This is a genomic window from Methylobacter sp. (assembly GCF_036845245.1).
In the GTDB taxonomy this organism is placed as follows: Bacteria; Pseudomonadota; Gammaproteobacteria; order Methylococcales; family Methylomonadaceae; genus Methylobacter_A.
In genome coordinates this window covers 14,242-36,525 of sequence record NZ_DAIUEH010000047.1, presented here as the reverse complement: position 1 = coordinate 36,525, position 22,284 = coordinate 14,242, and the positions used below count along the sequence as shown (strand labels likewise).

Here is a 22,284-nt window from a genome sequence, read left to right as displayed (position 1 = left end):
CTGACTGTCAATATTTGATACACGATGATTTACTACTTTTGCCAAGTTTCAAACACCTCAGTCAAGTCAACAGCCAACTCAGGGAATAAGTGCGGTGTGGCGATGTCATCGTCCGTATACATGTGTTTAAGTTGGTAATGCCCGTTGTCATCCAGGACAAATTGATGAATCGCTTGGTCATTGGGATAAACAATCCAGTATTCCTGCACGCCGCTTTCTCGATAGAGTTCATATTTGATTTGCATCTCCCGCTTGGAATTGCCTTTGGATAAAATCTCAATAATCCAATCGGGCGCACCATTGCAGCCTTGTTCGTCCAAAACGTCAGGATTGCAAATAACGCTCAAATCAGGCTGGACAACGGTATGGATGTCTTGACTGGCTAAAACGGATTTTTTGCGGTCGTATAGGCGCACATCAAAAGGTGCGGCATAAACGCGGCACTTTTTATGTTTGAAAAAAAGGTGCAACAATGTCGTTAAATTCGCAGAAATGTCTTGATGCTTCACATTCGGCGCAGGCGACATCAGCATGATTTTGCCTTTAATTAACTCAATGGCTTCATCCAGTTGCCAGGTCAAGTAATCGGCATAACTGTAAGTTTGGGTTAAATCTAATTGCGATAATTGGGTGATTTTAGGCATTTTGTTTAATCCTCTGTTTATTCAAAGCTACCAACTTGGCGAGGCCGTTTAAGGTAAAACCGTTCGTGGTGAGCTTACGAACCATGAACGGCTTCCGCCCCCTCGACAAGATACCGTTATGGTATTGCCGCTTCTAATTCGATAGCTTGCATAGGCTAAACACTATTCAATCAAACAAGTCTGAACCTTAAAAAGGTGTCGCGGTAGCGACTCAAAATCAATCCCGCACCCGTCCATAAGACCAATATGCCGCACAAGCTCCCTCCGAAGACACCATACAAGACCCCATCGGATTTTCCGGCGTACAAACCGTACCCAGCAACTTACAATCCTGAGGCTTTTTAGCGCCGCGCAAAATAGCCGGGCATTCGCAACCTTTGACATCGGAAGCCTGAATCGCAGGCATATTAAAACGCTGCTCGGCATCGAGATCGGCATAACCGGCTTTGAGCTTTAACGCGCTGTCGGGAATCAAGCCCAATCCGCGCCATTCGAATTGCGGCCGCAACTCAAACACTTCCTGCACCAGCGCTTGCGCTTTCAGGTTGCCTTGCCGGGTAACGGCGCGGCTGTATTCATTTTCGACTTCGTGGCGGCCTTCGTTAAGTTGGCGGATCAGCATCAAGGCCGACTGCATCACATCCAGCGGCTCGAAACCGGCGATGACTATCGGCTTGGCATAACATTCGGCAAATGTTTCATAGGGTTGGCTGCCGATGACGGTGCTGACGTGGGAAGGTCCGAGAAAAGCATCAATCGCGACCGGTTGCGGCGCATCGAGTATCGCTTGCATCGCGGCAGGCGTCAGCACGTGGTTGCAGAACACCGAAAAATTCGCCAAGCCTTCGGCCTGAGCTTGCTTGATCGCGACGGCGGTAGGCGGCGTGGTGGTTTCAAAACCGATTGCGAAAAACACGACCTGTTTTTCGGGGTTTTGTCTGGCGATTTTCAATACATCTTGCGTCGAATAAATCATCCGAATATCCGCGCCGCCCGCCTTGGCTTTCAGCAAGCTGTTGCGGCCGGTGGCCGGAACCCGCATCAAGTCGGCATAGGTGCAGAGAATCACGTCTTGTCGCTCGGCCAGTTGTATTGCATTGTCGATGCGACCGGTCGGCAATACGCAAACCGGACAACCTGGGCCGTGGATGAATTCGACATTGTCCGGCATTAAATCCTGAACGCCGTAACGGAAAATAGCATGGGTATGGCCGCCGCAAAACTCCATCAGGCGATAATGCCGGTCGGGATCGACGGTTTGCGCAATCGCCTTGGACAGTTGCTTGGCAAGATCTTGCTGCCTGAATTCGCTGATGTATTTCATACGTCTGACATTAACCCGGCTTCGGCAAACAAAGCCAACGTTTTCAAGGCTTCGTCCTCATCGATTTTATTCAGCGCATAACCGACATGCACCAGAACGTAATCACCGAGCGCGACATCATCGACCAGGGCCAGCGACACTTCGACTTTGACATTGCCGACCGATGCGGTTGCCATGTTGTTGGCGGGATCAAGGGCGACGATTTGAGCGGGTAAAGCTAGACACATAATTTTGTTTTTGATTAAGGTTTTGGGGTTAGGCCGTTCTGTTTAATTGCTTACGTAACTCTACCGGATTACGCCTCAAATCAAGTACGGCGATAACAACAATGGCGGTTTTGGAAACATCGTAATAAATCGCAAAAGGGAATCTCTTCGCCAGCATTCGGTAAAGCCCGAATTGCTTACTGTGTATACCTCCATACAATCTAAGCGATTCAATGTCCGCAATAATACTGTCAAAAAAATAATCACCGATCCCTTCCTGATTATTGTCATAAAATAATTTTCCTTGCCGCAAATCAGATGCTACTTGCTCTAAAACAACCAGCTCTTTAGACGTCATCGGTTGGTATTTTTTAATTCTTGCAAAGAAATTAATGTCGCTTGTTTTGAATTGAGCAGTTCCAATCTGTCGTTAAGTATATTCTGATGCCACACAGGGGATTCTATCTGCTCCTGTTCATGACACAGACTATCCCAAATTTCTTCCATCAACATGATTCGTTCGGAAACCGGCAGGGCTTTTATTTCAGTAATCGTCATTAGCTTACCTTTTGGTTGTAGGGTACGTAGTACGCACCGCTTTTCAGCACATTGCTAGGCATAATCAATACGCTGCAACTCCAATTCGGCCTTCAACCAGCGCAGCCAGCTATCCATCCCCTCCCCTGTTTTGGCCGACAACGACAGTATCTTAATGCGCGGATTGACCTGTTTTGCATACTGTATACATTGCTCTGTATCGAAATCCAGATACGGCAACAGGTCGGTCTTGTTCAAAATCATTAAGTCGGCGGCATGAAACATATCGGGGTATTTAATCGGTTTGTCCTCGCCTTCGGTGACCGACAAAATCACCACCTTATGCGCTTCGCCCAGATCGAATGCCGAGGGGCAAACCAGGTTGCCGACGTTTTCGATGAATAACAGGCTGTGATTTTTCGGCTGGAGTGTTTCCAGCGCATGGCCGACGCGGTGTGCATCAAGATGGCAACCTTTGCCGGTATTGATCTGCAATGCCGGTACGCCGGTGGCACGGATGCGCTCGGCGTCGCGAGTGGTTTGCTGGTCGCCTTCGATGACAGTAATGTCGAGGTCCTCTTTCAGCCGGACGATGGTTTCAGTCAGCAGCGTGGTCTTGCCGGAACCGGGACTGGATACCAGATTCAACACCAGCATACCGCGCTCGCCGAAATAGCTACGGTTTTCGGCGGCATAGCGATTATTTTTGGCCAGAATATCCTGTTCGATTTGCACCATCCGCTTTTGGCTTAAGCCCGGCGCATGAGCATGTTCAGCATCGTGGTCATGATGATGGTCGTGATCGTGGTGTTCATGATCATGCGGATGTTCGTGGTCATGATCGTGCGAGTGGGAATGGCCCTCGCCGCAGCCGCATACGCCGCACATTATTCTACCTCCAGTTCTTTGATTCGCATTTGATCTCCGCTGTTGACCTGTAATTGATGGCTGCCGCAGTGCGGGCATAGATCGTATAACTGCTGCACAACCACATTGCAGCCGCACGGCATGCACCAGGCTTGGCCCGGTACTTCGATGATTTCAAGCTGAGCATGTTCGGCCAGCGAACCTTGTACGACAACGTCGAAACTAAAACGCAATGCCTCGGTTTCGACACTGGCCAACGCGCCGATTTCCAACCAAACCGTTTTGACTCTGCTGTATTGTTGGGCTTCAGCTTGCTGTTCCAATACCTGCAAAATGCTTTCGCAAAGCGACATTTCATGCATGGCTATCCCTGCCATGTACCCTTCGGGCAAGTGCAAATTTGTTCCAAACAGATTTGTCATGCATGGTTTTCTATCTCGTTTCGACTGTCTGTCAAGTTTAACGCGTATTGTACGCAAGGATCTACCGCGTTGATATAAAGTTCCGCTTGCCGTTGCAAATCGTTTAGGTTTTCGGCTTGCAATTGTTTCAAACCTTGAGCGACGACGCCTTCGGGATGAAAATTCCATTCGGTGGGCGCGATGATTTGATAATCATCTACACGTCCTTGCCGTAATTCCAGACGATGGATTAACAGGCCGCGCGCCGCTTGGACCTGAGCCAAACCTATGCCATCGTTAACAACATTGATTGTCGGTAATTTTATCCGCATCAAAAGCTGCCTGAGTTGGGATGGTATTAAAGCGACTTCCAGCAAGCGGGACAGCATTCGGACAATCAGGCCGTTACCGTAACATCTGTGCATCCCGGCGATTAAAGGCTGCGACAGTTGACGATTTAACAGCGTCGTTTCAAAACAGCGGCCTTGCCAATGCGGCATTCGGCTGAAAGTTGCCAAATCTTGTCGTTGCAACTCCCGGTTTAATACTTCTGCCTCAAGCTCGGGCAGGCAAGCAATATTATTTTTCCCAATTGCCGCCCAGTTCCGGCTATATAAATGATTTAGCAAGCTGGCAGGTAGCGCATTATTTTGCCGTAGCCAATTCTTCAACTGCACTTCGTCGGCTAACTCTTTAAATTCGGCAAGCTGGTCGTTAAAAATCGAAATATCAATGAGCACTTCCAATTCATCGATCAGTTGCAACAACTGAGCGGTATCGACATTCAGACAACTATCGAACTTGAATGCCTCACCGTGCCGAAACAAATGCCGCTTGAACAGCGCATCGAATTTAAGCAGCCTTACCAAGGCTTTTTTATCTTGAGCGAGACCTATAAAAACCGGCCAATCCAGCAAGATACGCCAGGCGTGTTCGCGCAAGGTTTCAAGTTGCACCAGCAGGTCGCGGGCTGAATCCAGCTCAGGTTCTTCCATCATGCCAAGAGCCGAGCGGCAGGCCAGCATTGCGGCATAAGCTTGGGCGTTGCCGCACAAAGTAAATAGCAGCGGAACTATTTCGAGTACCTGTTCAGGGGTTTTGCCTATTAATACCTTCGCTATCGATTCAGGCCGGCTGGATGCGATTTGCACTCCGCTCACCTTGCCGAAGTCATGATACAAATCGATGATGATAGTACCGGCCGGTGTCACTCAACGATTTCCTTTGCCGATAGCGCCGCGCAGCAAGTCACGACGGCTAACAGTACGCGGCGCCGTTTCGGCCAGAAGGCCCTGTAACGCAGATTCTGCCGTCGCAAGCGCGGCGGCTTGATTCTCGAATTGGAACATCGGCGAGAACAAAGAGCAGAGTGCGTAAGTATCTATTTGCGTTTCGGTACCCAACGTAAATTCGAATGTGCCATACGGAAAGTGCTTGTCGATTTTTATGCCCGGTGCTTGCTCTTGCCAAGCGCTGTCCGGTCCCGGCAACAACATCAGATTCATGAACCAGGGAGTAATCAATACGCCGAGCCAGTCTTCGCCAAAACGGTTAAAGCCGAAGGCCTGCACAGAAAGCGCGAAGTTAACTACCGGCAAGTCACGCATGCGCTTATCCAATATTTCATTGAATGTTGTTTCCAGCGTATGCCGGATTTGCTCGTTATTTTGCCAGATCATTATTTAACGTAGCGTACACCATGCGCGCAAAAAAGAAGTCTTTCTCATTTCCTTGAGTCACTGCCATTAAGTTAAGCACATTGACACCCCGTAGGAGCGGGCCGTGCCCGCGACATTTGGACAGCGATTGCAAAACTTTTAGCTCCTTCATCGCGGGCACGGCCCGCTCCTACAATGCTTAACTTAATGGCAATGACACAGTAACGAGTTTTTTCTTCGTGTTCTCGGCAATAGCTCCTGCATTGCTCTACCTCCTGCATCTATGCAGTCGTTCTTGCCTTCGTGGTGAGTAAATACCCTGACACAACATAATCAATCATCCAACACCAAAAAATCCTGTTTTTTACTATCGCACTCAGGACAGCTCCAATGATCGGGTAATTCAGAAAAAGCCGTGCCGGGCGGTATTTGCCAGACCTCGTCACCGACTGCCGGATCGTACGCATACCAACAGATTTTGCACTCCAGCCGGGTTTGCGGCGGCAACTTCGAGGCGTCGCTGCCGAAGGCTCCGGCGAAAAAGGAGTCATTCATAAATACACCTTAAGTATCTCCTGCAAACGCTCTTGGCTGTCGGCTATATCTTCCGGCGAAGCGCAGGCCACGCTGGGTACATCGCTGACTTCCAGGGTATTGAGAATCAAGGTATCTTCCGAATTGAAATATTGCACCCACCAGACGAAAGTGGTGCCGGTGGCGGTGATCCGGCAGTTGCCGTAGCCGCGAGACAATATCGTCACCGAACCGCCGCCCAAGCGTTGCGCCAAAAACGCCAGATCCTGCTCCGTCTGCGGCAACAGGCTCAGATTGATGGTGTGCGCTTCGCCGCCCGGCCGGTATTCGGCGATTTTGGCGTTCAGTTCGGCCAGTAGCGGCGGCGCATTCATTACGCCCGGCGGCAACGCAGTCCAGCGGGTATCGATTTGTGCTGCCGTACCGTTAAAGGCCGATTGCGAGAGCTGCTGCGGGATAATGCCGACTTCCAGCGCATCATCGACAATCTGCCGCTGGACATTGAGTTTTTGTAAGCGCCAAACTCCGGCCAATACCGATTCCTGGATGCGGATGCTTTGCGCGCCGGAACAGATCACGCTGACTTCGCCTTCGCCGAGCAGTTCGTCGATAAACCGCCGGTTGTCTGCATTCAGCTTTGTTAATTCAATAGGTTCGGAAAGCGAAGGAAAAGCTGCCAGATTCTGCTGCAATTTCAGCAAAATGGTTTTAGCCTGTGCCAAATCCTGTGCGTTTAAATCCGTAGAAATTTGCGGCATGGCATAAGTGGTCATTTCCTGCGGCATTTGCAGATATTCCAATGCAACGCCGTCTTCTTCCGACGGTTGGCTGCCTTGACCGAAAATTGGGAGTGATATAGAAGTCATAATGATCGTGATTATTCGGTAGGGCGCGCCGTGCGCGCCTTTTCCCAAGTTTGAAGGTTTCGTGCAACTCTGGCGCGCACGGCGCGCCCTACTTTATTTAATGACCGCCGCATACTTTATCCAAATCGAAGCCGGGCGGCTGGCTGGGCTCGGAAGCCAAAATCCCTGCGGTTTCCTGCATAAACTCATGCCAGTTGCGGATGCCGGTGATGACGCCCAAATACTCGCCGTTACGCAAAAACACCAATGACGGCCAACCGGTAAAACGAAACCGCGCCTGCAATTCGCGTTCAATGGCTTTGGCAATGACTGCCGCTTGCAGCTGATCGCTAAATACTTTGACCAACTCCGGCAAGATCACCGCAACATCGCTGCTTTCGGGAAACTGGGTGGGTTCGTTGCAAAAAAACAGCACGACATTTTCATTGCCGTAAACGAAATGATCGTAACTGTCCGCGTCCAACAATGGATAGCCGTGGCGGGTTTGCAGTTGCTCAAGCAGCGGCGATGTCATGATTTTAAAAACTCCGGCAATTGCGGTTCCCTGCCTACAAGGTCGGGAAATAAATGATCTATTCGATTGTCGCCCTGCATCGCCAGACGCATAGCTTCCAGCGCATCGGCGATTTGCTTGGCTTTTTGTTCGCTAATTACTTCACGGGCTGTATCGAGAAAAACCAGCAGCCAAGTACCGGCAGGTTGAGGGCCGACCAGCATCATGTCGATCAGGCTTTCCTGTCCGCGATAAAGGCAGCGCGCCGATTCGCCATGCGTCTCGACAACTTGCATCGGGATGCCGATGCACATCAGTATTTACCCCGATAATCGACATCAACCTGCACCGTACGCTCGTCGGCAGACTTCCGCGGGCGCAACTCAAAGCCTTCAACCTGCAGCACCCGGTCGTCGCCGATCCGGCAGGCTTCGGCAGCTGTCGGGCGTTCCTGTTCGTAGCGTTGTATGTTCAGCACCGGGTCAACCAAATCGCCATCGCTGTCAGTTGTTTCCGCAGGGATGCCGAAAGCTTGCAGATAAGTAAGCGCCATATCTATCGCCGGTTGAATTTGCGCCTTAACCATTGGCCTCAAGCTGCCGCCGTAGTCGTCCAACTCTTCGGGCTGTACGCCGATCAACAGCAAGTGTTGCGGATAGCTGCCCAACATTTGCGCCATCGCCAGCACTTCCTGAAATCCGGTTTGATGCAGGCTCATTTTTTTTGCGCCGAGAAACTTCGGTACATCATCGTTTTCTATCCGCTTTAATGTGCCGGGCGGCAGTCTATAATCGATCGCATCGAACACGACCAACACATCAGCGGCTTGGACATGCTCGACCAGGTAAACGCCTTGAGTGCCGCCGTCCATGACTTTGACGCAATCGGGAAAACGGTAGTTTTTTTGCAGGCGTTCAATCACGCGAACGCCGAAGCCTTCGTCGGCCCAAAGTACGTTGCCTATGCCCAGTAATAAAATGTTCATGGTTAATCCTGAAAATTAATTGTCCACGAAAGACACCAAAAGAAACGGAATACGGATAAACACTGATTTTTCTGGCTCCCAAACTCCTGCTTCCTAGACTACGTTCCCAAAGCTGGAGCCGGGGAACGAGCGAACTTTCGAACCCCGCCTGTTCAGAACGTTGCCAGCTAGACCTTCCAGGTTTTAAAAACCTGGAAGGTCTACATATCAGCAGGCTTTTTTCGTATCTTTCGTGCTTTTCGTGGACAAAATCAATGAACATCATCTACCGGTTTATCGTCTTTGAAAGTGCGCCAGCCGGTCACTATCGTGGACAACATGCTCTGCCGCGATAATTTATCCTCGCGCACCGCGACATAGACATGGATCAGCACAAAACAAACGATCAGCCACATAGCCAGATGATGCCAGCTATGCAGATTTTGGCTGTCGCCGAAAATCGGCAGCACCCAGCTGCTAAACATTGCATGCTGCCAACTGCCCTGCCCAGTGCCTTCGCCGTAAAGCGCAAAACCGGTGACAATCATAAACAGCGCGCCCCAAACAAAGATGAAATGCATGGATAGCACGGCTAAAGGATTATGGCCGATATACTTTTTCGGCTCCTTAACCAAAAAGGCATACCACAATATTTCATGGCCGACACCCAGCCAGAATTCCCACGACAACAAAGGCGGCATAAAGATTTGGCGGGCATGTTCGTTACCGGCATAGGCCCAGTAAGCCCGAAACAGCAATCCTATCGCCAACAGGTAGCCGGCGGCGAAATGCAGAAATCGTACATAGCCCATCACGAAATGATCGGACGCTTCGCCGCCGACCGATGCGAGCGGCGAGGCGATTAAATAGCCTGTTACGGTCAATGCGACGATGACCAAGGCGTTCAAGCTGTGCCAGAGCCGTACCGGTTTTTCGTAGACGTAAACAGGTTGAGATGTTGAATCAGTCATGGCCGTTCCTTATGCAAGCAACAACCAAGCACCGATCAAACCGGTCATGGTTCCGTAAATATGGATCAAACCGGCCACATTGATACGTTGCGCAATCCAGCCCAAAGCCAGTCCGGAAACATGCAAAACCGCCGTAGCCGATACAAACCCTCCGATATAAGCGTATGCCGAAGCGTCAACCGGCATTTCGCTACCGTGCGCCAGTCCGTGCATTGAGGCAAAGGCAGCAATCGAAGTCAGGATAACCGCCTCCGATAATCTAGCCGTGCCGAAGCTTAGCGCTACGCCGACCAACAACAGCGAAAACAAAATAGCCGTTTCAACATAAGCAAAACCAAAGCCGGCTAAGCCCAACAGCGCCCCTACAATCATAAACGACAAAAATACGCCAATCGCCTGCCGGGCAAGCGAACGGCTTTGACCGCTCGCCCATAAACCCAATCCTAGCATCGCCAGGAAATGATCCAGACCCAAAAACGGATGCTGGAAACCGTGACTGAAACCGCCAGTCGGCAACAAGCCGGTATGCGCCGAAGCGGCCTGGGAAAACGCGATAAGTCCTGCGATCAATAGTATTCTTTTCATAATCAAGCTCCTCAGCGTACTTTAACTTGGGTTAATTCGGTGCCGTCCGGGCTGATGATATGCGTCGAACAGGCCAGGCAAGGATCGAAACTGTGCAAGGTGCGCAGGATTTCCACCGGTTCCTCCGGACGCTCGACCTTGGTATTCATCAATGCCGCTTCGAATGCGCCGATATTGCCTTTCTCGTCACGTGGCGAACCGTTCCAGGTGGTCGGCACTACGCATTGATAATTGGCAATTTTGGTATTTTCGATTTTCAGCCAATGCCCCAACGCACCGCGCGGCGCTTCGGTAAAGCCGACGCCTTTGACGCTGCTCGGCCAGGTTTCCGGGTCCCATTTCGCGACGTTCGCGGTCGCCAAATCGCCGGATTTGATATTGGCGATCATCTTGTCCATGAAGTAGCGCATCTTGCCTGCCGCCCATTGCGCTTCCAAACCGCGAGCAGCGGTCCTGCCCAAAGTCGAGAACAACGCGGTAACCGGTACATCCAGCGTCTTCAACACGAAATTGATTTGCTCGGTAATTTCCTTGTTGCCTTGCGCATAGCCGATCACATAGCGCGCCAACGGGCCGACTTCCATCGCATGACCGCGCCAGCGTGGGGCCTTGATCCAGGAATATTTGGCCGCTTCATCCAGTTCCTTGATATGAGTACGGTCGCCTTTGGTGTTCGGCCCCAGCTTGTAGTTAGGTTCGGTAACGCCGTCCCAAGGATGCAAGCCCAGCGATTCGTCCGGGTATTTGTACCAGGAGTGCGGAATGAATTCCTTGATTTGCTCGGGATCGGTCAAATCGACTTCATGAACTTTGGTCAAATCGCCGTTGATGATCGCGCCGCGCGGCATCAATAAATTCGATGCAGAATAGTCGTTCGCGTTATCGGGGATGTCTCCATAAGACAACAGGCTTTGTCCGGAAATACCGCCGCCGTACATCCAGCCTTTGTAGAACCCTGCAATAGCCAGTAAATCGGGGATGTAAACCTGGTCGATAAACGTGATCGTGCGATCGATCAGCGACGACACCAGATTCAAGCGCTCCATGTTAATCGCACCGCTGGCGCCGACGCCGTCGATATTGATCGCACACGGCACGCCGCCGACCAGCCAGTTCGGATGCGGGTCTTTGCCGCCGAAAATGGTGCGGATTTTCATGATGTCTTTTTGAAAATCCAACGCTTCCAGATAATGCGTGACCGCCATCAGATCGGCTTCCGGCGGCAACAAATAAGCCGGATTGGTCCAATAGCCATTCTTGAACGGGCCTAATTGGCCGGACTCGACAAACTTCAGCAAACGGTTTTGGGTATCGCGGAAATAACCGGGCGACGATTTTGGATTATGCGGCGAAATCTTTTGTTGCAACGCCGAGGTCGCAACCGGATCGGCTTTCAGCGCATTAACCGGGTTAACCCAGTCCAGCGCATGCAAATGATAAAAATGCACTAAGTGATCCTGCACCTGCAAGCTTAGCTGCATCAGGTTGCGGATCGAATTGGCATTTTCAGGAATCGTAATTTTTAACGCATCCTCGACCGCGCGCACCGAAGTCAACGCATGGGTGCCGGTGCAGACGCCGCAGATGCGCTGTACGAAAGCCCAGGCGTCGCGCGGGTCGCGGCCTTTTAAGATCACTTCCAGACCGCGCCACATGGTGCCACTGGAGATTGCGTTGCGGATGATGTTGTCTTCGTCGATGTTGACTTCACAGCGCATGTGGCCTTCGATACGGGTAACCGGGTCGACCACGACGCGACGGCCTGCGTCATTCAGGTTAAAGCCGTTGGGGGTATTTGTAACTGTCATTGTTGATCTGCTCCTGATTGGTTAGCGTCCGGTTTTTTAGAACGATTCAACGCAGTCAATCCGGCATGCGCGGCAATGCCGACGCCGACTACGGCTGCTGCGGTACCGCCGACCGCGTCGGCGTTGGCTTCGATACTAAAATCGTTAATATCGGTCAGGCGCTGGTAAAAGCCGCCCTTATCCCAGAAACCGTCCTCAGAACAGCCGATACAGCCATGGCCGGCCTGAATCGGAAACGATGTGCCTTCATTCCAGCGCACCGTCGAGCAGGCGTTATACGTGGTCGGGCCTTTGCAGCCCATTTTGTACAAACAATGTCCTTGCCGTGCGCCTTCGTCATCCCAATGTTCGACAAACTGTCCGGCATCGAAATGCGGACGCCGATAACATTTATCGTGGATGCGCTGGCTGTAAAACATTTGCGGGCGGCCTTGACGATCCAAGGTCGGCAGTTTTTCGAAAGTCAGCAGATAAGCGACCACGGCAGTCATCACTTCGGCAATAGGCGGGCAGCCGGGTACTTTGATAATCGGCTTGTCGGCCAGGCCGGGTATTTTATGGGTCGGCGTCGCGCGGGTCGGATTGGGATGTGCAGCCTGTACGCAGCCCCAGGATGCGCAAGATCCCCAGGAAATAATCGCCTTGCAGCTTTCGGCCGCGTATTTGAGCTGCTCGACGAACGGTTTGCCGCCGATGATGCAATACATGCCGTCTTCGGCCAACGGCGCGTTGCCTTCCACAGCCAGGATATAGTTGCCTTTATATTTTTCGACGATTTCATCGACGATGGCTTCGGCGTTATGACCTGCCGCCGCCATGATGGTGTCGTCATAATCTAATGACAACATCGACAGAATCACATCCTTGGCTAAAGGATGGCCTGAGCGAATAAACGATTCGGAACAACAAGTACATTCCAGGCCATGCAGCCACAACACCGGAATGCGCGGCTTGGTCTCCATCGCATGAGCGATTTTAGGAGCGAAAGCCGGGGAAAGTCCTAACGAGGCAGCGGTCAGGCTGCAAAACTTGAGAAAACTGCGGCGCGTGATGCCCTGCCTGCGCATGACATCATAAAAGGTTTCATTCATTCAGGAACTCCTGGTGTATTTGGCTACTTGAAGAATGCACGACCGGCAAATGATCTTGAACGCTCTTCAATGCCGCGTTTCCAAAACACTCGATCTTTACCGACATGAAACCGGCCAAGGCATGGCGGGTAACCGTTTTATTCGGCGTGTACCGAAGTCGCTTGGAAGCGCTTATTGTTATTATGCTTAATTTTTTATTATCTCTAAGCAACGATCGCCACCGTTATCCAGCCGACGTCGCCCCACATTGCTGGAGCAACATCTATGCCGAATCAGCGCTAGCCAAGAAACCTTTGTATTTGTGGGAGAAATAATGCCGAGGGAGACAAGGGAAGATCATTTAATGTCTGCTAAACAACAAATGCGACAAAAAGAACAGCGCTTTGCAGTAAAGCCTACATATAACCGAATACAAGCATCGAAGCCATCGACGACCTAGTGATCGCTTCGTATTTTGAAGAGTCGATTGTTAAATCCGGTACGGTAAGTCCATCCGACTTTTCGGTTACTACTTAAATGATAATTTAGAGACGCTAAACCTGCTTTTGGCAGAAGTCAGGCGGGTTAAGACACGCGAACAGTGAAGTCACATGTCGCGCCCCTTAACCCGCCTCTCATGAAGATTCAAAAGATAACAATTACGCCAAACTATATTCGCGCTTATGTTTCCCGGAGATACGTACTTATTTACCGCCTGCCGGAAAGCTTACTTAGACCGAGTGCAAGCACCGCAATCATTAGCGATTTAGTTTGGTGCTTCGTAGTCATCAATTATGAATCCGGCATTGCCGCCAGACGGTTCTCCAGTTCGGCGCTAACCAACGTATCGTAATGACGCTGCAGGATAGAGTCGGTAGGACGCGGAAAAAGAGCGGATTCAATTTCATTTTGCAGATGAGTGAGAAAATTTTGCGTGCCTGTTGAATCCTCGGAAACACTCAATTCTGAATTCGAGCAGGAATCACAGGCTGCGTCAGAGGGTTGGGAAGATTTTGTGCCACCCAATGGTAAAAAAGCAAATGCAGTAATTAAAAGCATAACCAGGAACAACAGAGTAACTTCGAACATAACAATACCTCGCTATTATTGAAAAACACAAGTACATGCATCTGAGTGATACCGGTACTCATGTTTTTTGGCAAGCAATTAGAATGCCACCTTACTTTAATATTTAACAAGTTGATTTTTAATACTAATTTATTTTTCAACATACGCGGCTTGATATTTTTCGCAACAATTTGTCGGTAATCCATCAATACTGCACAACAACTGTTCATTATCGAGCAACCATTCCGCGAGTCACTACGGGAGGTCTCTATCGAGTTTCTGCTTTACTGTAATAGCTGCGTAGAGAATTTCAGCGATATGCTTCGGCTTGCTAAAACCGCCGTTATTGATCTGTTGCTGACAGGAAAAACCATTGGCGACTATCGCCGCTTGCGGTTCGGCGCGCAAAGCCGGAAACAGCGCCAGTTCGGCCATGGCTTGCGAATCGGCGTAATGCTCCGCTTCCAGCCCGAAATGTCCGGCCATGCCGCAGCAGGACGACTCGATCAGTTCGAAATCAAGACCGTCCACGGTTTTCAGGACTTTGCGCATCGCCTTCATCGCGCCGACGGCTTTTTGATGGCAATGGCCATGTACCAGGACACGTTCACCGCCGGTCTTGAAAGCCAGCGGCCAGCGTTTACCGGTTTGTTCCCTGGCGATAAACTCTTCCAGCAACAACACCCGTTCCGCCAGCTTGGCCGCCGTTTCACCCAGCCCCAATTTCAGGTATTCGTCGCGCAAGCTGAGTATGCACGACGGCTCCAGGCCGACGATCCAGCGACCGGCGTCAATATGCGGCCGCAGTGCTTGCAACAACCGGGTGGCTTCGTTCCGGGCCTGGTCTATCATGCCGTTGGAAAAATAGGTGCGCCCGCAGCACAGCGATGTCGGGTTATTCTCGTCCGCACCGGCAATCTGTACCGAATAGCCTGCTGCATTGAGCAGATTGACAGCGGCTTCGGCCACGGCTGGGTTGAAATGGAGGTTAAATGTGTCAACGAACAGTACGACTTCGCGAACCGGCGTTGTTGATTCAGGATAAAACGCATTTTCCGCAACGGGCTTTTCCCGGCTGTCATGCTCGGCGGGAACCGGCAACGGCGCCTGGGCCGCTATGCCCAGCAATCGCTCGACGATCCGCGCCAGCCAGCCATAACGATTGCGCCAGATCACCAGCTTTCTAACCGGCGGCCAACATAATAGTTTCGGCAGATGCGCCCACAGAATATGGCGCAAAGACAATCCATCCGCTTGACGGCGTTGAGCCAAATATTCGGCTTTGATCAGCGCCATATCGACTTCATTTTCACACTCGCGCTTACAGCCTTTGCAGCTGACGCACAGGCTCATCGCCTCGGCCAGTTCAGCATCGAACAGCGCCTTATCGTCAGCCGCGTTTAATGCCGTTTTTAACAATTTGACCCTGCCGCCCGGCGACAACGCGGGATTGCCGGTTACTTTAAAACTCGGGCACATCACGCCTTTATCGAACTGTTCGCACTGACGGCTGCCGATGCAGACGGCCACTGCCTTGGCAAAATCGCCGCCGCTCTTCGGAATATCGGCATAAGCATCGCCCATGCCGGCGTTTTGATAACCGGACCAATCAAGAAAAAGTTTCATCGTTATTTACTGGTGAAATAATGCTGCCAAGCAAAAACAACGCCATGTACAAAATGCTGTTGCACCGGGAAGCGAGGCTATTCATTCTGTCGAAAAACCGACAATCGGCCCAGTTAAAGCCGCTTTACGACAATATTATCTTGCAAAATAGACTGAGCTCTGTGAGGTGCATATAAATAAAAGGACTTGAATACAACCTGTTGTGTAAGTGCATTTGTCGTCTAAAAAGATGAGTCAATGCCACTCGGATTAACAAGGTCAATCATCATGCCAAAATACAAACCTAACCATTCGCACAACAAAGCGACTACAAATACCAAGCATAACCTGCCGAATATTTTGATAACATAATGCTTATCAAAACAGCCTGCTTTTTACCGGGCTTTATCTGCATAATTTATCCCAACGCTGAAGTTCGGCGACTTCTAAATAGGCCGAGTGATCTTTCTCATTTTTATCCATTCAACCATGAGGTTAACACCATGCCCAGACCTAAAAACAAAACAGTCAGCATTATCCCGAAAGCCGAGGAAAAAAAGACCTTATCTAGCGCTCAAAAACAGTTTAATAGCCTGACTAAAAAAATCGATAAGCAAAAAAAACTGCTGCTTGAGTGGAAAGAAACCATTCCTTCATATCGTCAACAGATAAATCAGGAATACGAACCGTTAGAAGATGTTTTAAATAACCATAAATCAGAGTGGGTGGGATTATTGGATCAGTTATACGATATGCCGCTATTCAAAAAGACGGATAAATTAAAAATCAAGCATCTCATTTGCGAAGTATCCGGGGATTTAATTGCCGAGTTTAATAAAGATGAACTGAAGCCTTTATTCAACAAGTACAGTGATGAAGATTACGATACCCTTAATCAGGAAACTGAATCCGCTGTTGGCGATCTGATGAAAAGCATTGCCGAAGGTATGTTTAATGTGGATCTGGGTGATGATGTCGATATCAGTTCGCCGGAAAAATTCCACGCCCATTTGCAGGAAAAGCTGCGTGAGCAAGCACCGCCTGTTAAAGAGCGTAAAAAAACCAAAAAGCAATTGGAAAAAGAAGCGCACCAACAACAAGAAGAGGCATTGGCAAGTAAATCGGTTCAAGAGGTTTACCGTAAATTGGTTGCCGTACTACATCCTGACCGGGAACCGGATGCACAGGAACGTGAACGCAAAACGGAATTGATGCAACGCGTAAACACCGCTTACGGCAAAAAAGATCTATTGCAGTTACTCGAATTACAGTTGGAAATTGAGCAAATCGATCCGGCGCATTTAAGCAATATTGCCGACAGCCGTCTGAAATATTTCAATAAGATACTAAAAGAGCAGTTATCTGAGTTAGATCAAGAAACGCATCAAATAGAAAACATGTTCAAATTGGATTTAAACATGCCTTTTTATGCACCGCTATCACCCAAGCAATTGATGTCAATGTTGAAAAACGATACCCGAGCATTGCAGGCAGATATAGATGCCATTCAACACGACCTAGAAGCTTTTCAAAATCCCGTTTTGTTTAAAGCATGGCTAAAAAATTACAAAGTTCCGAAAAGCCCTATCCACGACGATTTTGATGACTTGTTCTTTGGCGGCTTGATGCCGTTTGGATTTAAATAAGCACGCCTGTTGATTTGATCGATTCAACGTATAAGGTGAGCATCACATTCATCAACAACGAACCCTTAAAGTTCAATAAAAGAATTCAGAACTTGGCATATTAAACTAATGGCCTGATTACGCTGGATCTACATAACTTTTCACAGCTCACCCGCCTGGACTAAGGCGGGTTATCAACATATCTTCAAATCACCCAGGCCTCCCTACCCAGTGCAAGCTTCGCCTCGGCAATTGACTCCAGCATTGCTCTACCTCCTGCATCCTTGCAGTCGTAAAGCGCCTACTTTTAGTGCCTGTACTCCCCGCCGGAATATGGGGAATCAGCTCAACCACGCAAACAGCCTGTCATCAAAACTTCATCATTCTGTCATTTGAAATTCATGAACCCGACACACAACTGACACCTTGATTCTTTAAGGTATTCCTATCTTTATTTAGCCATGTGGATACCGATGAAAAACACAGATGCAGTAATACAGCTCAAACCATCCAAACGATTGGAATGTTTTGTTATCGCCAAGGATGGTGTGTATGCCGCAGGCCAGCCGGGAGCGGGCGCGGCGGCAGACTCGGAAACGCTAATACAAGAAGCCCAGGCATTGCGTTTTCGTGTGTTTGCCAAAGAGATGGGCGCAAAGCTCAAAACCGAATCGGAAGGCCTGGATTATGATGAGGTGGATAGCTATTGCGATCATTTGATTGTCTATGACAACGCCAATAAAAAAATAGTCGGTTACACGCGCCTGCTTAACCAGGACCAAGCGGAACGCCTCGGCCGATTTTATTCTCAAAGCGAATTCAATCTGGATCAGGTATTAACATTACCCGGCCGTTTCCTGGAAATAGGTAGAACTTGCGTTGATCCTGATTATCGCGGCGGCGCGGTTTTAACCACGCTTTGGTCGGCACTGGTTCAATACGCGCTTGAAGGCCAGTTTAATTATTTACTCGGTTGCGCCAGCATTACTCCGGGCCCCAGCGGTTTTGCCATTGATGCGGTATATCGAAATATCGATGAAAAAAATATTGCGCCCTCCTCTATTCAAGTCAGCCCCAGCATACCGGTGCCAGACCAATTAAGATGCGAACGGGACGAGTCGGGCATTCCTCCTTTATTGAAGGCTTATTTTCGTTTCGGCGCCATGGTTTGCGGCGAACCTTGCTGGGATGAAGACTTTAACTGTATGGATTTATTCATGCTGTTACCGCTCGATCAATTGCAAGAGCGCTACAGCAAGCATTATATGAGAGGTTTTAACGCCAAGGATGGTGTATATGCCGCAGACCAGTCTGGAACGGGTGCGGCGCAGTAGGCCGGCAATGAAATCGAAAATACGGCTGTATTACAAACTTCTGCTGATCGTCGCCCTGTTTATCCATGGGCTCATGCTGGCTGCGGGTGTTTTTCCCGCATTTGATTTTTTTTATTCGGCGCGCGACGCAAAAATCAAAAAGAATACGATCAAAACTCGCTGGCTACAAAAGTTCAGCGCCATTGTTAACTTGCATATCATCCAAGACGGCGAGTTGCCGGAACGACGCGCCATTCTGGTCAGCAATCATATCTCCTGGCTGGACATCATTGTTATCGGCCAATATTTACCGGCTTATTTTATCGCCAAGAGCGATATTTCCAGCTGGCCTGTGATCGGTTATCTGGCCAGACAAGGCGGCACTATTTTTATCCGTCGCGGTGACAAACAGCATATCCGAACCACTGCCGAGAAAATGGCTTGGCTATTGAAACAAAACAGCAAGATTATTGCTTTTCCTGAAGGAACGACGACTAAAGGCGATGAGGTTTTACACTTTCATTCCTCTTTATTTCAGCCGGCCCTGCTAACCAAGTCAGCCATTCAGCCCGTAGTCCTTCAATATCAAGGCGCGGCCAAAGAACAGGCGCCTTTTGTCGGTGACGACGGTTTTGTTCCGCATCTACTCAAGATGCTGACGCTGGATAAAATCGAGGTAAAACTTAGCTTTCTCCCTGTCATTAACAGCTCAGGAAAAAATCGCCACACCGTCAGTCTTGAAGCAAGAGACATGATATGGAAAAAAATCTCAGGCGGTTTACCGGCGGATGAGTCAGATCCGCAGCCGCTAAAATCATCTCAAGGTTAATAGTTATCCGAGTTTCATCACTCTGTCACGAGCCCGTTATAAGCTTGTAACAGTTAAAACGTTAACCGCAGGATACGCTATGAAAATTTTAAGTTTAATGAAATTTGCTGATATTTTGACTGTTGCCAACCTGTGCTGCGGCATTCTTTCAATTTTGCTGGCAATTGACGGCTCTTTTTACTTAAGCGCATTGCTGCTGTTTTTGGCGGTAGTATTTGATGTGCTTGACGGAAAAATAGCCGGCCTGATGCATCAAAAGAATCTTTTCGGCAAACAAATCGATTCCATGTCCGATCTGGTCTCTTTTGGCGTTGCTCCCGCTTTGTTATTTTATTCGCTGAGCTCTCCCGGCGTTTTAGGCATTGCAGTCGCTTTGTTCTTTATCGCCTGCGGCATGCTGAGGCTTGCACGCTATAATATTTCTGACGCACCGGGATTCGAAGGCGTACCTATTACTGTGAACGGTGTGCTGTTCCCGATACTTTTTCTGCTGGTTGGCAGCTTCCCTCAAAGCCTGAATTATTGGCCGATAGTCTTCTTAATTCAGGGATTTCTGATGATTTCCACCTTTAAAATATCTCGGATATTCTGATCGCCTCCATTACTTGAATCCGAGAATCATTGCCCCAACCGTTTTTTTGGGAGCAACGCTGTACCGGACTATAACTGCTGATTCGGTTTTATGACTGCCATTAAATTCCCTGAACTCGAACAACTTGAACGTATCATTGAGCAGTTAGGCGACCGCGCCCAAATTGAAGTCATAGAAAAAATTCAATACCAGGATCATGAATTCCCCATCCATTGCATTACCCTGGGATCGACTCAGCCCGATATGCCTGTATTAGCCCTTTTCGGCGGTGTGCATGGACTGGAGAAAATCGGCTCTGAAGTCATCTTGTCTTATATGGAAACCATCAGCCAGTTGCTGGACTGGGATGAAGAATTCCTGGCCCGGCTTCAAAAGTCCCGGCTGGTTTTTGTGCCCATCGTCAATCCGGTCGGCGTTTACCTCGGTACGCGCTCTAACGGTAACGGCGTTGACCTGATGCGCAATTCGCCTGTGGAAGGCATTGGCGCAACCCGTATTTTCAGCGGTCATCGCATCACGCCTCGCCTGCCCTGGTATCGCGGCGACGTATCTAAAATGGAAAAAGAAGCGCAAGCTTTATGCCGCGTAGTGCAACAACATCTGTTCAATTCTCCGTTGTCGATCGCCCTGGATTTGCATTCGGGATTCGGTATTCAGGATCGCTTATGGTTTCCGTATGCCTCGCGCAAAACCCCGTTTGCTTTTCTAGCTGAAACCTTGGCCTTGAAAGAACTTTTTGATCGTTGTTACCGGCACCACATCTATAGAATCGAACCGACCTGTCAGGAATATATGATTAACGGCGACCTGTGGGATTACCTGTTCGATGAGTTTGTGCAACGGTTTGAGGCCGAACGTTTATTCCTGCCGTTGACGCTGGAAATGGGTTCATGGCTTTGGTTGCGTAAAAGTCCTATGCATCTTTTCTCTCGCCATGGCTTGTTTCATCCGCTGCTGCCACACCGGCAGCAACGGATTTTCCGGCGGCATTTCATGCTGTTTGATTTTTTATACCGTAGTCTTTTGTACCCTGACAAATGGACACAACTTAAACCACGACAAAAAGCGGCTTATGAAAAAAAAGCGCTAGGTTTTTGGTATGAATAAAGCGCTGGGAAAAAACTGGATTCTGCTGAGAGGTCTGGCGCGTGAGTCGGGGCATTGGGGCGATTTTGCTTCCCTATTACAATCGGCATTTCCGGATGCTCAAATAACGTTGCTGGATTTGCCCGGTACCGGTTGTTTTCATCGGGAAACCAGTCCAAACACAATCAAGGCGATAACCGACAGCGTACGCCGTCATGCTCTCGACAGCGGTGCGATACAACAACCGGCAACGATTCTGGCACTTTCGCTGGGGGCGATGGTCGCCTGGGAATGGATGCACCGCTATCCTCAAGACATTTGCCGCGCAGTTTTGATCAATACCAGCTTTGCCGATGTCAGTCCCTTTTACCATCGGCTACGCTGGCAAAATTATAGAAATTTTGTCGCATTAGCGATGGTGCGCGACTTGTACGACCGGGAAATGGCGATTTTGCATTTGACGAGCAACCGCCGCAATCGGCATAAAAAGATAGCTCGTGTCTGGGGAAAAATACAAAAAGAGCATCCGATAAGTCTTAAAAACAGCTTCCGCCAGATTTTGGCGGCCGCCACTTATCGGCCCGGCGATACTAAGCCGGAGCAACCGGTTTTATTATTAAATGGATTAGGCGACCGCCTGGTATCACCGGCCTGCTCGGAAACGATACAGAAAAAATGGAACCTGGAACTTCGCCGCCATCTCTGGGCAGGCCACGACCTAACCTTGGATGACGGCCCGTGGGTAGTGTTGCAACTGAAAGATTGGCTGAGCAATCAATAAAACAAGATTCGGCGTAGGGCGCGCCGTGCGCGCCTTTGGGGGCACGAAGGCGCGCACGGCACGCCCTACGCAAACAATCTATCCCTAACTTTCCACACCTCCGCAAAATCCAGCTTTTTCCCTGAAAAAACCAACTGCTTGCTTTGTGCATCCTGCCGTTGTTTAAGATACTCGCTGACATTCATCCAGCGGATAACATCCTCGCCGCGCATTTCGTCATGCTGGCGAATCACTAAATAAACATCCACCGGCTGGTTTTGCCAATATTGCAAATGCCGGTCGTTTGTTACGTCAAAAATTTCCTTGCCGTCGCGTTTACGGCTACGCAAATAGGAATTGCCGCTTTTAAGCTGCACATAAATCTTCCTGCCGCTGGCTTCGCCGGTTTCCGGGCCTTTAAATTCCACTTCACTATCGATGCCGTAATCAAACATCGCCGTGTAGCAAATAAGGACTA

The 22,284-nt window shown here is 49.6% G+C and carries 27 protein-coding genes; 6 read left to right on the top strand and 21 right to left on the bottom strand.

Translation table 11 applies throughout. The features are described from left to right. Nucleotides 1–32: 32 nt before the first annotated feature. The 20 genes from V7051_RS18670 to V7051_RS18575 all read right to left on the bottom strand — a co-directional run bounded on the left by V7051_RS18670 (nucleotide 33) and on the right by V7051_RS18575 (nucleotide 15,622). Nucleotides 33–644 (bottom strand): Uma2 family endonuclease, encoded by a 612-nt coding sequence (locus V7051_RS18670; RefSeq protein ID WP_333877419.1) that lies wholly within the window; start codon nucleotides 642–644, stop codon nucleotides 33–35. Nucleotides 645–861: 217 nt separating this feature from the next. Then, nucleotides 862–1,968 (bottom strand): hydrogenase formation protein HypD, encoded by a 1,107-nt coding sequence (gene hypD / locus V7051_RS18665; protein WP_333877421.1) that lies wholly within the window; start codon nucleotides 1,966–1,968, stop codon nucleotides 862–864. Continuing rightward, complete coding sequence (locus V7051_RS18660) at nucleotides 1,965–2,195, bottom strand: HypC/HybG/HupF family hydrogenase formation chaperone (protein ID WP_333877423.1); 231 nt, start codon at nucleotides 2,193–2,195, stop codon at nucleotides 1,965–1,967. Before V7051_RS18660 ends, hypD begins: the two co-directional genes overlap by 4 nt. 28 nt (nucleotides 2,196–2,223) lie before the next feature. After that, nucleotides 2,224–2,532 carry a type II toxin-antitoxin system RelE/ParE family toxin gene (locus tag V7051_RS18655; protein ID WP_333877425.1) on the bottom strand — a complete coding sequence of 103 codons (309 nt, stop codon included), beginning with the start codon at nucleotides 2,530–2,532 and terminating at the stop codon, nucleotides 2,224–2,226. Then, nucleotides 2,529–2,732, bottom strand: a complete 204-nt coding sequence (locus tag V7051_RS18650) for an addiction module protein (protein WP_333877427.1) — start codon at nucleotides 2,730–2,732, stop codon at nucleotides 2,529–2,531. The genes V7051_RS18655 and V7051_RS18650 overlap by 4 nt, the downstream gene beginning before the upstream one ends. A gap of 54 nt (nucleotides 2,733–2,786) precedes the next feature. Beyond that, nucleotides 2,787–3,599: a hydrogenase nickel incorporation protein HypB gene (gene hypB / locus V7051_RS18645; protein WP_333877429.1), complete on the bottom strand. Its 813-nt coding sequence runs from the start codon at nucleotides 3,597–3,599 to the stop codon at nucleotides 2,787–2,789. Beyond that, nucleotides 3,599–4,000: a hydrogenase maturation nickel metallochaperone HypA gene (gene hypA, locus V7051_RS18640; protein ID WP_442919673.1), complete on the bottom strand. Its 402-nt coding sequence runs from the start codon at nucleotides 3,998–4,000 to the stop codon at nucleotides 3,599–3,601. Before hypA ends, hypB begins: the two co-directional genes overlap by 1 nt. Continuing rightward, complete coding sequence (locus V7051_RS18635; RefSeq protein ID WP_333877430.1) at nucleotides 3,997–5,190, bottom strand: nickel-dependent hydrogenase large subunit; 1,194 nt, start codon at nucleotides 5,188–5,190, stop codon at nucleotides 3,997–3,999. The genes hypA and V7051_RS18635 overlap by 4 nt, the downstream gene beginning before the upstream one ends. Then, on the bottom strand, nucleotides 5,191–5,658 hold the full coding sequence (gene hybE / locus V7051_RS18630) for a [NiFe]-hydrogenase assembly chaperone HybE (RefSeq protein WP_333877432.1): 468 nt from the start codon (nucleotides 5,656–5,658) through the stop codon (nucleotides 5,191–5,193). Between the two features lie 312 nt (nucleotides 5,659–5,970). After that, nucleotides 5,971–6,192, bottom strand: a complete 222-nt coding sequence (locus V7051_RS18625) for a rubredoxin (protein ID WP_333877434.1) — start codon at nucleotides 6,190–6,192, stop codon at nucleotides 5,971–5,973. Next, nucleotides 6,189–7,037, bottom strand: coding sequence for a hydrogenase expression/formation protein (locus V7051_RS18620; RefSeq protein WP_333877436.1), 849 nt, complete (start codon nucleotides 7,035–7,037; stop codon nucleotides 6,189–6,191). The genes V7051_RS18625 and V7051_RS18620 overlap by 4 nt, the downstream gene beginning before the upstream one ends. Nucleotides 7,038–7,134: 97 nt before the next feature. Beyond that, nucleotides 7,135–7,551: a hydrogenase gene (locus tag V7051_RS18615; protein ID WP_333877438.1), complete on the bottom strand. Its 417-nt coding sequence runs from the start codon at nucleotides 7,549–7,551 to the stop codon at nucleotides 7,135–7,137. Beyond that, the gene (locus V7051_RS18610; protein WP_333877440.1) at nucleotides 7,548–7,844 is read right to left on the bottom strand and encodes a HypC/HybG/HupF family hydrogenase formation chaperone; all 297 of its coding nucleotides are present in this window, start codon (nucleotides 7,842–7,844) and stop codon (nucleotides 7,548–7,550) included. Before V7051_RS18610 ends, V7051_RS18615 begins: the two co-directional genes overlap by 4 nt. Continuing rightward, complete coding sequence (locus tag V7051_RS18605) at nucleotides 7,844–8,515, bottom strand: HyaD/HybD family hydrogenase maturation endopeptidase (protein ID WP_333877442.1); 672 nt, start codon at nucleotides 8,513–8,515, stop codon at nucleotides 7,844–7,846. The genes V7051_RS18610 and V7051_RS18605 overlap by 1 nt, the downstream gene beginning before the upstream one ends. Nucleotides 8,516–8,766: 251 nt before the next feature. Next, on the bottom strand, nucleotides 8,767–9,465 hold the full coding sequence (cybH, locus tag V7051_RS18600) for a Ni/Fe-hydrogenase, b-type cytochrome subunit (RefSeq protein ID WP_333877445.1): 699 nt from the start codon (nucleotides 9,463–9,465) through the stop codon (nucleotides 8,767–8,769). A gap of 9 nt (nucleotides 9,466–9,474) precedes the next feature. Next, nucleotides 9,475–10,050 (bottom strand): HupE/UreJ family protein, encoded by a 576-nt coding sequence (locus V7051_RS18595; protein ID WP_333877447.1) that lies wholly within the window; start codon nucleotides 10,048–10,050, stop codon nucleotides 9,475–9,477. 11 nt (nucleotides 10,051–10,061) lie between these two features. Next, nucleotides 10,062–11,858 (bottom strand): nickel-dependent hydrogenase large subunit, encoded by a 1,797-nt coding sequence (locus tag V7051_RS18590; protein ID WP_333877449.1) that lies wholly within the window; start codon nucleotides 11,856–11,858, stop codon nucleotides 10,062–10,064. Further along, nucleotides 11,855–12,949 carry a hydrogenase small subunit gene (locus tag V7051_RS18585; RefSeq protein ID WP_333877451.1) on the bottom strand — a complete coding sequence of 365 codons (1,095 nt, stop codon included), beginning with the start codon at nucleotides 12,947–12,949 and terminating at the stop codon, nucleotides 11,855–11,857. The genes V7051_RS18590 and V7051_RS18585 overlap by 4 nt, the downstream gene beginning before the upstream one ends. Before the next feature lie 771 nt (nucleotides 12,950–13,720). Next, complete coding sequence (locus V7051_RS18580) at nucleotides 13,721–14,017, bottom strand: hypothetical protein (protein WP_333877453.1); 297 nt, start codon at nucleotides 14,015–14,017, stop codon at nucleotides 13,721–13,723. Nucleotides 14,018–14,251: 234 nt separating this feature from the next. Then, on the bottom strand, nucleotides 14,252–15,622 hold the full coding sequence (locus tag V7051_RS18575) for a (Fe-S)-binding protein (protein ID WP_333877454.1): 1,371 nt from the start codon (nucleotides 15,620–15,622) through the stop codon (nucleotides 14,252–14,254). A gap of 482 nt (nucleotides 15,623–16,104) precedes the next feature. On the opposite strand from V7051_RS18575, the gene V7051_RS18570 reads away from it, so the two are divergent. From V7051_RS18570 to V7051_RS18545, 6 genes are all read left to right on the top strand, one after another. After that, nucleotides 16,105–17,247 carry a J domain-containing protein gene (locus V7051_RS18570; protein WP_333877456.1) on the top strand — a complete coding sequence of 381 codons (1,143 nt, stop codon included), beginning with the start codon at nucleotides 16,105–16,107 and terminating at the stop codon, nucleotides 17,245–17,247. A 452-nt stretch (nucleotides 17,248–17,699) separates the two neighbouring features. Next, nucleotides 17,700–18,560 (top strand): GNAT family N-acetyltransferase, encoded by an 861-nt coding sequence (locus V7051_RS18565; RefSeq protein WP_333877458.1) that lies wholly within the window; start codon nucleotides 17,700–17,702, stop codon nucleotides 18,558–18,560. Next, nucleotides 18,523–19,368 carry a lysophospholipid acyltransferase family protein gene (locus V7051_RS18560; protein WP_333877460.1) on the top strand — a complete coding sequence of 282 codons (846 nt, stop codon included), beginning with the start codon at nucleotides 18,523–18,525 and terminating at the stop codon, nucleotides 19,366–19,368. Before V7051_RS18565 ends, V7051_RS18560 begins: the two co-directional genes overlap by 38 nt. Before the next feature lie 79 nt (nucleotides 19,369–19,447). Beyond that, nucleotides 19,448–19,960: a CDP-diacylglycerol--serine O-phosphatidyltransferase gene (gene pssA / locus V7051_RS18555; protein ID WP_333877462.1), complete on the top strand. Its 513-nt coding sequence runs from the start codon at nucleotides 19,448–19,450 to the stop codon at nucleotides 19,958–19,960. A 90-nt stretch (nucleotides 19,961–20,050) separates the two neighbouring features. Continuing rightward, nucleotides 20,051–21,067 carry a M14 family zinc carboxypeptidase gene (locus V7051_RS18550; protein ID WP_333877464.1) on the top strand — a complete coding sequence of 339 codons (1,017 nt, stop codon included), beginning with the start codon at nucleotides 20,051–20,053 and terminating at the stop codon, nucleotides 21,065–21,067. After that, nucleotides 21,060–21,827 carry an alpha/beta fold hydrolase gene (locus V7051_RS18545; RefSeq protein ID WP_333877466.1) on the top strand — a complete coding sequence of 256 codons (768 nt, stop codon included), beginning with the start codon at nucleotides 21,060–21,062 and terminating at the stop codon, nucleotides 21,825–21,827. Before V7051_RS18550 ends, V7051_RS18545 begins: the two co-directional genes overlap by 8 nt. A gap of 65 nt (nucleotides 21,828–21,892) precedes the next feature. Here V7051_RS18545 and V7051_RS18540 read toward each other — a convergent pair whose 3' ends face one another. Beyond that, nucleotides 21,893–22,261 (bottom strand): DUF4365 domain-containing protein, encoded by a 369-nt coding sequence (locus V7051_RS18540; RefSeq protein ID WP_333877468.1) that lies wholly within the window; start codon nucleotides 22,259–22,261, stop codon nucleotides 21,893–21,895. Nucleotides 22,262–22,284: the final 23 nt, after the last annotated feature.

Bases quoted from the DNA above. Each gene is read 5' to 3' on its own strand.
- V7051_RS18670 (WP_333877419.1), bottom strand. From the start codon at position 644: ATGCCTAAAATCACCCAATTATCGCAATTAGATTTAACCCAAACTTAC.
- hypD (WP_333877421.1), bottom strand. From the start codon at position 1,968: ATGAAATACATCAGCGAATTCAGGCAGCAAGATCTTGCCAAGCAACTG.
- V7051_RS18660 (WP_333877423.1), bottom strand. From the start codon at position 2,195: ATGTGTCTAGCTTTACCCGCTCAAATCGTCGCCCTTGATCCCGCCAAC.
- V7051_RS18655 (WP_333877425.1), bottom strand. From the start codon at position 2,532: ATGACGTCTAAAGAGCTGGTTGTTTTAGAGCAAGTAGCATCTGATTTG.
- V7051_RS18650 (WP_333877427.1), bottom strand. From the start codon at position 2,732: ATGACGATTACTGAAATAAAAGCCCTGCCGGTTTCCGAACGAATCATG.
- hypB (WP_333877429.1), bottom strand. From the start codon at position 3,599: ATGTGCGGCGTATGCGGCTGCGGCGAGGGCCATTCCCACTCGCACGAT.
- hypA (WP_442919673.1), bottom strand. From the start codon at position 4,000: ATGACAAATCTGTTTGGAACAAATTTGCACTTGCCCGAAGGGTACATG.
- hybE (WP_333877432.1), bottom strand. From the start codon at position 5,658: ATGATCTGGCAAAATAACGAGCAAATCCGGCATACGCTGGAAACAACA.
- V7051_RS18625 (WP_333877434.1), bottom strand. From the start codon at position 6,192: ATGAATGACTCCTTTTTCGCCGGAGCCTTCGGCAGCGACGCCTCGAAG.
- V7051_RS18620 (WP_333877436.1), bottom strand. From the start codon at position 7,037: ATGACTTCTATATCACTCCCAATTTTCGGTCAAGGCAGCCAACCGTCG.
- V7051_RS18615 (WP_333877438.1), bottom strand. From the start codon at position 7,551: ATGACATCGCCGCTGCTTGAGCAACTGCAAACCCGCCACGGCTATCCA.
- V7051_RS18610 (WP_333877440.1), bottom strand. From the start codon at position 7,844: ATGTGCATCGGCATCCCGATGCAAGTTGTCGAGACGCATGGCGAATCG.
- V7051_RS18605 (WP_333877442.1), bottom strand. From the start codon at position 8,515: ATGAACATTTTATTACTGGGCATAGGCAACGTACTTTGGGCCGACGAA.
- cybH (WP_333877445.1), bottom strand. From the start codon at position 9,465: ATGACTGATTCAACATCTCAACCTGTTTACGTCTACGAAAAACCGGTA.
- V7051_RS18595 (WP_333877447.1), bottom strand. From the start codon at position 10,050: ATGAAAAGAATACTATTGATCGCAGGACTTATCGCGTTTTCCCAGGCC.
- V7051_RS18590 (WP_333877449.1), bottom strand. From the start codon at position 11,858: ATGACAGTTACAAATACCCCCAACGGCTTTAACCTGAATGACGCAGGC.
- V7051_RS18585 (WP_333877451.1), bottom strand. From the start codon at position 12,949: ATGAATGAAACCTTTTATGATGTCATGCGCAGGCAGGGCATCACGCGC.
- V7051_RS18580 (WP_333877453.1), bottom strand. From the start codon at position 14,017: ATGTTCGAAGTTACTCTGTTGTTCCTGGTTATGCTTTTAATTACTGCA.
- V7051_RS18575 (WP_333877454.1), bottom strand. From the start codon at position 15,622: ATGAAACTTTTTCTTGATTGGTCCGGTTATCAAAACGCCGGCATGGGC.
- V7051_RS18570 (WP_333877456.1), top strand. From the start codon at position 16,105: ATGCCCAGACCTAAAAACAAAACAGTCAGCATTATCCCGAAAGCCGAG.
- V7051_RS18565 (WP_333877458.1), top strand. From the start codon at position 17,700: ATGAAAAACACAGATGCAGTAATACAGCTCAAACCATCCAAACGATTG.
- V7051_RS18560 (WP_333877460.1), top strand. From the start codon at position 18,523: ATGCCGCAGACCAGTCTGGAACGGGTGCGGCGCAGTAGGCCGGCAATG.
- pssA (WP_333877462.1), top strand. From the start codon at position 19,448: ATGAAAATTTTAAGTTTAATGAAATTTGCTGATATTTTGACTGTTGCC.
- V7051_RS18550 (WP_333877464.1), top strand. From the start codon at position 20,051: ATGACTGCCATTAAATTCCCTGAACTCGAACAACTTGAACGTATCATT.
- V7051_RS18545 (WP_333877466.1), top strand. From the start codon at position 21,060: ATGAATAAAGCGCTGGGAAAAAACTGGATTCTGCTGAGAGGTCTGGCG.
- V7051_RS18540 (WP_333877468.1), bottom strand. From the start codon at position 22,261: ATGTTTGATTACGGCATCGATAGTGAAGTGGAATTTAAAGGCCCGGAA.